Raw genomic sequence first — 11686 nt, forward strand, 5'->3', positions numbered from 1 at the left:
CCAGTACATCGCGGGCGACCTCGCGGCCTCGGCGCGGGGGGTGTGCGGTGCGCGGTGCTCATGCCCGCACCGCCGCGGCGCTCCGGCGGGGCGCGGGCAGCGGGTGCGCGGCCGTGCGTGCGGCGTCGCGCTTCGCGACCTCCTCGCGGACCAGCGGGATGACGTGCCGGCCGAAGTCGACGGCGTCTTCGAGCAGGTCGTAGCCGCGGGCCGAGAGGATGTCGACGCCGAGGTCGTAGTAGTCCAGCAGGGCCCGGGCGACCGTCTCGGGGGTGCCGACCAGGGCGTTGGAGTTGCCGGCGCCGCCGGTGGCCGCGGCGGTCGGCGTCCACAGCGCCCGGTCGTAGCGCTCCCCCGCCTCGGCTATGGCGATCAGCCGCTGTGATCCGGTGTTCTGGGGCGCATGGGTCTGTGTGACTCCGCCCCGGGGGTGCCGTGCGGGGGCCTCCTCGCGCCGGCGGCGGATGGCGCCCAGGGTGCGGTGGGCCTTCTCCCAGGCCAGTTCCTCGGTGGGGGCGATGATCGGCCGGAAGGCCACCTGGATGCGCGGGGCGTCGGTGCGGCCCGCCGCCGCGGCGGCCGCCTTCACGGCCTCGATCTGCTGGGCGGTCTTCTCCAGGGGCTCTCCCCAGAGGCAGTGGACGTCGGCCTCCGCTCCGCCGGCGGCGTACGCGGCGGGTGAGGAGCCGCCGAACGAGACGTCCGGACGCGGCTGCCGCACGGGGAAGACGTCGCTGACGAAGTCGTGGAAGCGGTAGTGCGCGCCCTCGTGGTCGAAGGGTTCGCGGGTGGTCCACACCTTCTTGACGATCCGGATGTACTCCGCGGTGCGGGCGTAGCGCTCGTCCTTGGTGAGGGTGTCCCCCTCGCGGCCCTGTTCGTGGTCGTTGCCGCCGGTGATGAAGTGGACGGTCAGGCGGCCCTCGCTGATCTGGTCGAGGGTGGCGAAGGTCTTGGCGGCGTAGGTGGGGTAGGAGACGTTGGGCCGGTGGGCCAGCAGGAGCTGGAGGCGCTCCAGGCGGGCGGCGATGTACGCGGCCGCCGGTGCGGGGTCGGGGGATCCGGAGCCGTAGGCGAACAGCACCCGGTCCCAGCCGTGTTCCTCGTGCGCCCGGGCCAGGCGGAGGGTGTAGTCCTTGTCGAAGGCGGCGCCGGACCGGGCGGTGGTCTCGGATCCGTCGTTGGTGGCGGCGATGCCGAGGAATTCCACGGGCATGGGGTGGCCTTTCGCGGGGGCGGTGGTGCGCACACGGGCAGGTGGGGACGCCGGCTCGTACGACGGCCGGCGGCACGCGGATGTGCGGGAAGCGGTGCGGGTGTTACGGGTGTGACGACACGGGGGATCGGGAGAACGGCGGCGGGCAGCGCGGCGTCCGGACGCACGTCACCGGGCCGGCGGGCGGCAGCGGTCGTGCGCGGGGATCTCGGCCCGCGACGGGGTCACCGAGGGAGGGAAGGGCCGATCAGGCAGCCCGCTGCCGCATCAGGCGCGACACGCGGCGGACCACACCCGACCGAAGTCGATGTGGCCGCGCGAGACGAGGCGCTGATGGGCGTTCATATGCCTACTTGAGCAGTACACGATGGTCTTCGTCAAGCGACGGCCCGGATCCCGGACGGCCCCGGGCGTCGGGGTCCGCGCATGGTTGACAGGGCCGTGCGGCAGGCGCATACGATCGGCGGCGGAACGGCCCCGCCCCGCGCAGGGCGCCGGTTCCGGCCGCGTTGAGGGACGCGGCGGGCGTGACGACACGGGGTCCCGGGACCCACCCCATCCACGCCGCGATCCCTCGAACTGGAGGGCCTCCCATGGCCGCCGCCCCTTCCGACGTCTCCCCCGCCACCGCCGCGCCCGCGCCCGGCGCCGACCCCGCGGCCGGACCACCGCGGATCGTGCCGCGCCGGCGCGTGGGGCGCCGGGTGTCCGCCGCCGCCGCGCTGCTGGTCTTCGCGCTGGCGGTGCGTTCCGTCCTGCGCAACGACGCCTTCCAATGGGACGTGGTGGGACGGTACTTCACCACCTCGGCGGTCCTGCACGGGCTGCTGCTGACGCTGTGGCTGACCGCCGTGGTGATGGTGCTCGGCTTCCTGTCGGGCACCGTCCTGGCCGTGATGCGGCTCTCCGACAGCCCGGTCCTGCGGACGCTGAGCTGGGGGTACGTGTGGATCTTCCGCTCCACCCCGCTGCTCGTGCAGTTGCTGTTCTGGTTCAACATCGGCGCCCTGTACCCCACCCTGGGGCTCGGGATCCCGTACGGCCCGGAGCTGTTCAGCGTCCGCACGGTGAACCTGCTCGGCCCGACCCTCACCGCCGTCATCGGCCTGACCCTGCACGAGAGCGCCTACGCCGCCGAGGTGGTGCGCGGCGGGATCCTCTCCGTGGACCCCGGCCAGACCGAGGCCGCGCAGGCCCTCGGCCTGAGCGGGTGGCGCACCCTGCGCCGGATCGTCGTACCCCAGGCGATGCGCTCGATCGTGCCGACCGCCGGGAACATGCTGATCGGCACCCTGAAGGGCACCAGCATCGTCAGCGTGCTGGCCGTGCACGACCTGCTGTACTCGGTCCAGCTGGTCTACAACCAGAACTACCAGGTGATCCCGCTGCTGCTGGTCGCCACCCTCTGGTACGCCGCCGTCACCACCGTCCTGAGCGCCGGCCAGTACTACGTGGAGCGGCATTACGCACGCGGCGCCTCGCGCGCCGGCACCGGCCGAAAGCCTTTTCATTTCACCAAGAGGCTTTATATGTACGGCGGATGAAATAACCCGCCGCATTCACGCATTCCGATATCGAAGCCGTTGACACCCCTTCAGCGGGCTGCCTAGCTTCGCCGCAGAAACCCCATCGGCGGCCTCTCCCCTCCGGCATGACGGCTGCTTCCCCCATCCGCGCTTCGTCGAAGCCGCTGGAGTGCCCCGTGACCGAACCCCTGCTCCTGCCCGCGCCCGCCGGCCCCTCGGGCCCCGCTGAGGCGACCGAGCGGATCCTCCCGCTGCGCCGCCCCGGGCGGTGGGTGGCCGCCGTCGTCGTGCTGGTGCTGGTCTCCCAGGCCGCCCACGGGCTGATCACCAATCCCTTCTACCAGTGGGACCGCTTCGCGTACTGGTTCCTGCGCCCGGTCGTCCTGGACGGTCTGCTCATCACCCTCCAGGTGACCGCGTACAGCGCGGTCCTCGGTCTGGCGGGCGGTGTCGTGATCGCGCTGGGCCGGCTCTCGGGCAACGCGGTGGTGCGGTCCGTGAGCTGGGCGTACGTGTGGCTGTTCCGGTCGGTGCCGCTGATCGTCGTCCTGCTCTTCCTCTACAACCTCAGCGCCCTCTATCCGACCCTCAGCCTCGGGATACCGTTCGGGCCCGCCTTCGTCACCTTCGACGAGTCGCGGTTCGCCACCGACATCGTGGTCGCGGTGGTGGGCCTGGGCCTGAGCGAGGCGGCGTACGCGGCCGAGATCGTCCGGGCCGGCGTGCTCTCGGTCGACCAGGGCCAGCACGAGGCGGCGGCGGCCCTGGGGCTGCCCCGCCGCCACCAGTTCACCCGGATCGTCCTGCCCCAGGCGCTCCGCTCCATCATCCCCTCCTACGTCAACCAGCTGATCGGGCTGCTCAAGGCCACGTCCCTGGTCTTCTACGTCTCGCTGCTCGACCTGTTCGGCTCGGTGCAGAGCCTGGCCAGCACCTACCCCGGTGACGTGGTGCCGCTCCTGCTGGTGGCGACCGTCTGGTACGTGATCCTCACCAGCCTGGTCTCCGCCGTGCAGTTCCACGTCGAGCGGTACTACGCACGCGGCGCGCTGCGCGCCCTGCCGCCCACCCCCCTGCAGCGGGCCCGCGCCGGCCTGCGCGACCTGCGGCTCCGTTTCCGGCAGGAGACGGCCCCGTGACCCCGTCCGCACGAACTCGAAGGAATCCCATGCGAAGCCGGTCCATCCTGCGCACCAGACTCGTCCGCGGCCTCGGCGCGACGACCGCCACCGCCGCCCTCGCCGCCGGGCTCACCGCCTGCGGCGGCGACGCGCGGGCCGACGGGGCGGCCTCCGGCAAGGTGACCGTCGGCGCCGTCTCCAACGGGGCCGCCCGGCAGACCGAACTGTCCGTCCCCGTCGTCGAGTCCCTGCGCGCACAGCTCCCGAAGGCCGTGCGCGAACGCGGCGAGCTGGTCATCGGCGTCGGCGCCCTGCCCGCCGGCTTCCCGCCGCTCGCCTACGTCGGCACCGACCAGAAGACCCTCACGGGCGCGGAGCCCGACCTGGGCCGCCTGGTCGCCGCGACCCTGGGGCTCAAGCCCGTAATCAAGAACTCCACCTGGGAGAACCTCTTCGTCGGCGTCGACAGCGGCAAGGTGGACGCGGCCTTCTCCAACGTCACGGTCACCGAGGAGCGCAAGAAGAAGTACGAGTTCGCCTCGTACCGCAAGGACAACCTGGCCTTCGAGGTGCTGAAGGGAAACCCCTGGAACTTCGGCGGCGACTACCGCGGCCTCGCGGGGAAGACCGTGGCGGTCAGCAAGGGCACCAACCAGGAGAAGATCCTGCTGGAGTGGCAGGCCAGGCTCCGCTCCGAGGGCAAGGACGTCGAGGTCAAGTACTTCCCGGACCCCAACAGCGCCTACCTGGCGCTGAGCGGCGGGAAGATCGACCTCAACTTCGGGCCGAACCCCTCCATCGCCTACCACATCACACAGACCGCGGGCGGCAACGCCCCCACGCGCAACGCCGGTTCGTTCTCGGGGGCCGGGGAGGGCCTCCAGGGGCTGATCGCCGCCACGGCGAAGAAGGACGGCGGACTGGCCAGGCCGGTGGCGGAGGCCGTCGACCACCTGATCCGAAGCGGCCGGTACGCGCAGCTGCTGGCCGCCTGGAACCTGTCGAACGAGGCCGTCACCACCTCCGAGGTGAACCCCCCGGGCCTCCCCCAGACCGCCTCATGAGCGCCCCCACGGAGGCCGCACCCCTCGCCGCCCCCACCGATCCGGCCGACCCGCGTTCCCGGGCCGACCGGCGGGCGGTGGCCCGGTGAAGTTCCTCGCCATCACCCTGATCACGGATTCAGCCGACCCGGTGACGGGTGCCCCCACCCCCACGCGCGAGCGGTTCCGGGAGGTCGTGGCGGCCGCCCGGCTGGCGGAATCGCTCGGCTTCGACGGATTCGGGGTGGGTGAGCGCCACGAGCGTCCGTTCCTGTCCTCCTCACCGCCCGTGATCCTCTCCCACATCGCCGCCCTGACCGGCCGGATCCGGCTGTTCACCGCCGTCACCACCCTGAGCCTGCTCGATCCGGTGCGGGCGTACGAGGACTACGCGACCCTCGACCACCTCTGCGACGGACGCCTGGAGCTGATGATCGGCAAGGGCAACGGCACGGCGCAGCGGGAGCTCTTCCACGTGACCCCCGAGGACCAGTGGGAGCGCAACACCGAGGGCTACGAGCTGTTCCGGCGGATCTGGCGCGAGGACGGGGTGACCGCCGATCCGCGCTTCCGCCCCGCCCTGACCGGGGCGGAGGTACTGCCCCGGCCGTACCAGCGGGACCTGCGCATCTGGCACGGCAGCGCCACCAGCCGGGACTCCGTCGATCTCGCCGCACGGTACGGGGACCCGCTCTTCTCCGCGAACGTCACCCACCCCATCGGCCCCTACGCGGAGCTGATCCGCTTCTACCGGGAGCGCTGGGAGCACTACGGGCACGATCCGGCGCACGCGGTCGTCGGCGCGGGCACGGCCGGCTACCACGCCGCCCCGACCTCGCAGCAGGCGGCCCGGGCCTACCGGCCGGCGTTCGCCCGCTACCTCGACGCCCACGAACGGCAGGGGCTGGCACCGGTGTTCCCCACCCTGGAGGACTTCGTCGAGCGCAGCTCGGCACTGATCGGCAGCCCCCAGCAGGTGATCGAGAAGGTCCACCGGTACCACGAGGAGTTCGGCCACACGGTCCTCCACCTCCAGGCGGAACCGGGCGGACTCGACCCGGCGCGGCACCGCGCCTCGCTCGAACTCTTCCAGTCGGACATCGCCCCGGCGCTGCGGCGCGCGATCCCCGACCCGCCCTTCCCCGACCGCTGAGGAGTCCGGCCGCGCGCCCCGTCAGGCGGCGCGGCAGAGGGCCTTCCGCGCGGCGGGGGCGCCGGCCACGGCGGCGGCGACCGGGCGGGCCGGAGTCCTCCGCGCGTGGTGGCGGGCGAAGACGACGAGGCGCAGGACCGCGAACCGGGCGACGCCGGCGAGGGCGGAGGCGGTGAGGTAGACGGCCTGCTCGGCGAGGGCGCCGGGCTCCGCCGCGAGGTGCCGCAGGACGAGCATCGCGACGCAGGTGACGGCGTACGCGGCGGCCGCGGACCCGGCGGACTGCGCGTGCTGGCGCCAGGTCGCACGGCCGCCCGCGCCGAAGGTGAAGCGGGCGTGCAGTTCGGTGGCCAGCAGCGTGGACGCCGCGGTGATGAGGGCGTTGGCCAGCGCCCAGGGCATCCAGGAGGCGAGGGCCGCCACGGCGAAGCTGGAGGCCACACCCACTCCCCCGCCGCAGAACACGAACCGGGCGAAGGAAGCGAGGGCGCCGGGGGCCGACTGCTTCTGGTTCAGTGCCACTGCCTCCATGACCCACCCCTTTGAACGCGGCTCTGACGAGCCGGCGAACCGACGTTTCCGATGACACAAACGCTACGTTGCGTTCATGATGGCGGCAATGTCGAGGTTGCATCAGGATCACATATAGGCAGGTCAGCGCGCTGAAATCGTTGCACCCGAGCGGAATCTAACGCAACAGACAGAGCGGTTGACGTTGCAATGGATGGGCGATGAACGCTACAGCGCGGCGGGCCGGCCGGTCGCGGCCTCCGTGTCCCGGTGCCGGGACACGGTCGCCGCGCTCAAACCCCTTTCACGTCACCGGGCCAACCGGTCTGGACAGCAAGGACTTTCGCTCCGTTGAATGGCCGTACACGGTGGACTTCACCGGCTGACGTCGTTCGGTGTTTCCCGGGAAAAAAGGAGACGACATGCGCGTGCGTCACGCGGTCACGGGGCTGGCCCTCGGAACCTCACTGGCTCTGGGCGGAATATCCGCGACGGCCCAGGCCGCCGCCCTTCCGCAGGGAGTTGAAAGCCCGGCGGGCGCCACCCGGGCCGCCGCACCCGATTGGCATTACCACAGCACGTACTACAACTCCCCGACCCCTTGCGAGAACGCCGGAAAGGCGACCGGCCTCCCCTACAAATGCGTCATGGGTCTGCCCGGGGCCGTGCTCCCCTTCTTTCTGTACGTCTGGTACTGACGGTCCTATCGCACGCTCGCCGCCGGGCGGACGACGATCTCGTTGACGTCGACCTCCGGGGGCTGGGCCAGCGCGTAGGCGATGGCGTCCGCGACGGCCGAGGCGGGCAGTGCCACGGCCCGGTAGCTCCTCATCGCCTCGCGGGCCGCCGGATCGCCGATGTGGTCGGCGAGTTCGGACTCGGTCACGCCCGGGGAGACGAGGGTGACGCGGACGTCCCCCGCGGATTCCTGCCGCAGGCCCTCGGAGACGGCCCGGACGGCGTACTTCGTCGCGCAGTACACGGCGGCGGTGGGCGAGACCTCGTAGGCGCCGACGGAGGCGATGTTGACGAAGTGCCCGCCGCCCTGGGCCCGCATCAGGGGCAGGGCGGCGGCGATGCCGTGCAGGACCCCTCGCAGGTTGACGTCGATCATGCGGTCCCATTCCCGGGTCCGCAGCGCCTCCAGCGGGGAGAGCGGCATCACCCCGGCGTTGTTGACCAGCACGTCGAGCCGTCCGTGGAGCTCGTGGGCGGCGGAGGCGAAGTCCGCGACGTCGGCGGCGTCGGTGACGTCCAGCCGCCGGAAGGCCGCCGTGCCGCCGGCGGCGTTGATCTCCGCGGCCAGTCCGGCGAGGCGGTCGGTACGCCGTGCGCCGAGGAACAGGCGGTGGCCGTCGGCGGCGAGCCGGCGGGCGGTGGCCGCGCCGATGCCGCTACTGGCTCCGGTGACCGCGACGACCTTGGACGTGCCCTTCATGTACGGGGCTCCTCTCGGGGGGGGGGGGGGCGCGCCGCCTCGTGCGGTGCGCCGGCCCCGAGTCTGGCCAGGCCGCCTGGCCCCCGCCAGGGCGGCCGCCGCCTGGGTGCGGTACACCCTGGCAGCGGATCGGGCCCCCACTAGGCTGGTGTCCATGGCCTCGACCCACAGCCCCCTCGGGGAGTTCCTCCGCGCGCGCAGAGCGGGCGTACGCCCCCAGGACGCGGGCATCGCCGGCCACGGCCCGCGCCGGGTGCCGGGGCTGCGGCGCGAGGAGGTCGCGGTCCTGGCGGGCGTGAACTCCGACTACTACACCCGGCTCGAACAGGGCCGTGAGCGCAGGCCCTCGGCCCAGCTGGCCGAAGCGCTGGGCCGCGCCCTGCGCCTGGACGCCGACGCACGGGCACACCTGCACCGGCTGGCCGGCACCACGCCGGACACCCCGCCCCCCGGCCGGCCCGAGGACGCGGTCGATCCCGCCCTGCTCCAGCTGCTGGACGGCCAGCGGGGCGCGGCGGCGTTCGTGATCAACCGCGCGCTGGACGTCCTGGCCGCCAACTCCACCGCCCGGGAGCTGCATGCGCCGTTCGGGCGGATGGACAACCTCGCCCGGATGGTCTTCCTCGATCCGGCCTCCCCCGGGTTCTACCTGTGCCGGGCGGCCACGGCCGAGTCCACCGTCGGCCATCTGCGGCAGGCCGCCGGCATCGCCCCGCGGGACGCCAGGCTCCGGGAGGTCGTCGGCTCCCTGCGGCAGCGCAGCGCGGAGTTCGAGCGGATCTGGAACCGCCACGCCGTCCGGGGCAAGACGCGGGGCACGAAGCGGTTCCTGCACCCGGACGCCGGCCCGCTCACCGTCACCTACCTCGTCTTCGACGCACGCGGGGAGGCGGAAGGGCAGCAACTCGTCGTCTACCAGGCCGCTCCCGGCACCGCCGACGCCCGCGCCCTGGCCGGTCTGGCCACGGGCGCCCTGCATGACGACCGACCGGCCCGGACGGCCGGACCGTCGTCCTGACGGTCCGGGAGTGATAGGGGCGGGCCGGGGCTTCGCGCCGCGTCACCCGTTCGGCCCGATTCCGTGCCCGCGGCCCGGGTAGGGGATGGCCCGTCCTACCCCGAGCGGAACACCGGAGGCATCCGTGCCCGACATGAACGGCCCCTACAAGCCCGGCACCCCGTGCTGGATCGACCTGATGGTCCCCGACCAGCAGGCCGCCCTCGACTTCTACTGCGACCTCTTCGGGTGGCAGGGCGAGGTCGGCCCGCCGGAGACGGGCGGCTACGCCGTCTGCACCCTCAAGGGGAAGCCGGTCGCGGGCGTCATGAAGGCGATGAACCCGGACGGGTCGGTGCCGGACCCGCTGCCGCCGACGGTGTGGACGACGTACCTGGCGACGGACGGCATCGACTCCACCGTCAAGTCCGTCACCGACGCGGGCGGCACGGTCATGGTGGGCCCGATGGACGTCATGGACCTCGGCCGGATGGCCGTCATCGCCGACCCGGCCGGCGCCGTCGTCGGCCTGTGGCAGCCCGGCACCTTCGACGGCGCGGGCATCGTCAACGAGCACGGCGCGCTGATCTGGAACGAGCTGACCACCCCCGACCTGCCGGGGGCGGCCGCGTTCTACTCCTCGATCCTGCCGGTGACGACCGCGCGGTCCGAGATGGAGGGCGCCGAGGGCTACGTCGAGTTCCAGGTCGCCGGCCGTGCGGTGGGCGGGATGATGGACATGAGCAAGATGCCGCCGGGCGTGCCGCCGCACTGGCAGCCGTACTTCCACGTGGACAGCGTGGACGAGGTCCAGGCGGCCGCCGTCCGCGCGGGTGCCACGGTGCTGGCGCCGGCCTTCGACATGGTGGCGGGCCGCATGGCGGTCCTCGCCGACCCCCAGGGCGGAGCCTTCTCGGTCATCACGTCGTCGATGCAGGAGGAACCCGCCTGACGCGTCGGGGCGCGCGGTGAGGGTCCGGCGTCCGGGACGCCGGGCCCTCGGCGGGGGCCGTCCGTCCGGGGCTACTCGGGGCGGGCGAAGCGGTGGGCGGCCCAGAGGAGGGCCAGGACGCCGATCGTCAGGAGGCCCGCCGCTTCGAGGGCGAGCGGGGGCTGGTGGCCGAACCACTCGATGCCCGTCGCGGCCGCCCGGCCCGGTTCCCGGACGCCGATGGAGCGGCGCAGCAGGTCGACGCCGTAGGCGAGCGGGTTCGCGGCGGCCACGGTCCGGGCCCAGCCCGGCAGGTTCTCCAGTGGGAAGAAGCCGCCGGAGAGGAACAGCAGCGGCATCATCACCAGGCCGAGCAGCATGTGGAACATCTCGGGGCGGGCCAGGCTCACGGCCAGGGCCAGGGACAGGGCGGTGATGGTGAAGGAGGCCAGCACCATGCCGGCCAGCAGCAGGGCCAGCAGGAGCGGATCGTAGGGCAGGCCGACCGCCCCGGCGAGGGCGAGCAGCACACCGCCCTGGACGGCGGCGACGGCGGTGCCGCCGGCGCAGATGCCCAGCAGGAGGGTGGAGCGGCGTACCGGTGCCATCAGCAGTTCGCGCAGGTAGCCGCTCTGCCGGTCGGTGATCAGCCTGATGCCCACCATGATCGCCGGCCCCTGGACGGTCATCACCAGTATGCCGGGGAACAGGTAGGTCTGGTAGCCGACGCCCAGCGCCGCGTCGGGGATCAGGGCGGCCATCCCCCCTCCGAGGATGAAGAGGTAGAGGACCGGCTGGATCAGCATCAGCGCGGTGTGGACGCGCTGGTGCGCCAGGCGCAGCAGATCGCGGTGGACCAGGGCGTGGACGGCGCGCAGTTCGCGGCGCAGCCGGTCGAGCGGCGCCGGGGGCGGCGGTGCGTCGTCGGCGCCGCCGTGGCCCCGGGGGGCTCCCTGGGCCCGTACGGCGGACGTGGTCACGGACCCTCCTCGGGGGCGGCCGCGGGGCGGGCGCCGTGGATGCTGCGGCCGGTGTGGTGGAAGAAGACGTCGTCGAGCGTCGGCGGGGTGGCGGTGGCGGCGTGGACGGGGATGCCGTGGTCCGCGAGGGCCGCGCACAGGCGCGGGATCCAGGATCCGCCGTCGGGCAGGCGCAGGGCGATGCCCTCGGCGTCCAGCGTGGTGAGGGTGCCGGGCGGCGCGGCACCGAGGACGACCTCGCGCGCCGCCCGGTCGTCACCGGTGCGCAGCACCACCCGGTCGTCGCCGATCGCGGCCTTCAGGGCGGCGGGGGTGCCCTGGGCCACCAGGAGGCCCCGGTCGATGATGGCGAGGCGGTCGCAGTGCTCGGCCTCGCCCAGGTAGTGGGTGGTGACGAAGAGGGTGGTGCCCTGGCGGTCGCGCAGGGCGCGCAGGTGTTCCCAGACCTGGGCGCGGGCGTGCGGGTCGAGTCCGGTGGTCGGTTCGTCGAGGAAGAGGATCCGCGGCTCGTGCAGCAGGCCCCGGGCGAGTTCGAGACGTCGGCGCATGCCGCCGGAGAGGGTGCGTACCGGGGAGCGCCGCCGGTCGGCCAGTGCGACGGCCTCCAGGGTCTCGGTGGCTCGGCGGCGGGCGCGGCGGCGGCTCATGCCGTAGAGGCGGGCGTGGATGTGGAGGTTTGCGCACGGAGGCTCCCGCGCCGGGCTCCAGCCCGGACACCTGCTGGAGCGTGGTGCGCAGCCCGATGCAGGCGAGCGCGTGGGCCTCGGCGGC

At 73.1% G+C, this 11686-nt stretch carries 10 protein-coding genes and 1 pseudogene; 6 read left to right on the forward strand and 5 right to left on the reverse strand.

Translation table 11 applies throughout. The features are described 5' to 3' along the window. Window positions 1–58: 58 nt before the first annotated feature. Window positions 59–1216: an LLM class flavin-dependent oxidoreductase gene (locus AB0O29_RS31835; protein WP_365158635.1), complete on the reverse strand. Its 1158-nt coding sequence runs from the start codon at window positions 1214–1216 to the stop codon at window positions 59–61. A 569-nt stretch (window positions 1217–1785) separates the two neighbouring features. On the opposite strand from AB0O29_RS31835, the gene AB0O29_RS31840 reads away from it, so the two are divergent. The 4 genes from AB0O29_RS31840 (at window position 1786) to AB0O29_RS31855 (ending at window position 6059) form a co-directional block, all read left to right on the forward strand. Then, window positions 1786–2760, forward strand: a complete 975-nt coding sequence (locus AB0O29_RS31840; RefSeq protein ID WP_365158659.1) for an amino acid ABC transporter permease — start codon at window positions 1786–1788, stop codon at window positions 2758–2760. 158 nt (window positions 2761–2918) lie between these two features. Then, window positions 2919–3881, forward strand: coding sequence for an amino acid ABC transporter permease (locus AB0O29_RS31845; protein WP_365158638.1), 963 nt, complete (start codon window positions 2919–2921; stop codon window positions 3879–3881). Window positions 3882–3910: 29 nt separating this feature from the next. After that, the gene (locus tag AB0O29_RS31850; RefSeq protein WP_365158641.1) at window positions 3911–4927 is read left to right on the forward strand and encodes an ABC transporter substrate-binding protein; all 1017 of its coding nucleotides are present in this window, start codon (window positions 3911–3913) and stop codon (window positions 4925–4927) included. A gap of 85 nt (window positions 4928–5012) precedes the next feature. Further along, window positions 5013–6059 carry an LLM class flavin-dependent oxidoreductase gene (locus tag AB0O29_RS31855; protein ID WP_365158644.1) on the forward strand — a complete coding sequence of 349 codons (1047 nt, stop codon included), beginning with the start codon at window positions 5013–5015 and terminating at the stop codon, window positions 6057–6059. Window positions 6060–6080: 21 nt separating this feature from the next. On the opposite strand, the gene AB0O29_RS31860 is transcribed toward AB0O29_RS31855, so the two are convergent. Both AB0O29_RS31860 and AB0O29_RS31865 read right to left on the reverse strand, forming a co-directional pair. Beyond that, window positions 6081–6590 carry a hypothetical protein gene (locus AB0O29_RS31860; RefSeq protein WP_365158647.1) on the reverse strand — a complete coding sequence of 170 codons (510 nt, stop codon included), beginning with the start codon at window positions 6588–6590 and terminating at the stop codon, window positions 6081–6083. Window positions 6591–7272: 682 nt separating this feature from the next. Continuing rightward, window positions 7273–8007, reverse strand: a complete 735-nt coding sequence (locus tag AB0O29_RS31865) for an SDR family oxidoreductase (protein WP_365158650.1) — start codon at window positions 8005–8007, stop codon at window positions 7273–7275. 154 nt (window positions 8008–8161) lie between these two features. On the opposite strand from AB0O29_RS31865, the gene AB0O29_RS31870 reads away from it, so the two are divergent. Beyond that, entirely contained in the window at window positions 8162–9025 is an 864-nt protein-coding gene (locus AB0O29_RS31870; protein ID WP_365158653.1) for a helix-turn-helix transcriptional regulator, read from the forward strand. A gap of 133 nt (window positions 9026–9158) precedes the next feature. After that, the gene (locus AB0O29_RS31875; protein ID WP_365158662.1) at window positions 9159–9956 is read left to right on the forward strand and encodes a VOC family protein; all 798 of its coding nucleotides are present in this window, start codon (window positions 9159–9161) and stop codon (window positions 9954–9956) included. Between the two features lie 71 nt (window positions 9957–10027). Here AB0O29_RS31875 and AB0O29_RS31880 read toward each other — a convergent pair whose 3' ends face one another. After that, window positions 10028–10915: an ABC transporter permease gene (locus tag AB0O29_RS31880; RefSeq protein ID WP_365158656.1), complete on the reverse strand. Its 888-nt coding sequence runs from the start codon at window positions 10913–10915 to the stop codon at window positions 10028–10030. Beyond that, a pseudogene (locus AB0O29_RS31885) lies at window positions 10912–11592 on the reverse strand (ATP-binding cassette domain-containing protein); the annotation flags it as partial. The pseudogene AB0O29_RS31885 and the gene AB0O29_RS31880, both read right to left, overlap by 4 nt. Between the last annotated feature and the right edge of the window lie 94 nt (window positions 11593–11686).

Source organism: Streptomyces sp. NPDC089915 (assembly GCF_040684675.1).
GTDB lineage: Bacteria > Actinomycetota > Actinomycetes > Streptomycetales > Streptomycetaceae > Streptomyces.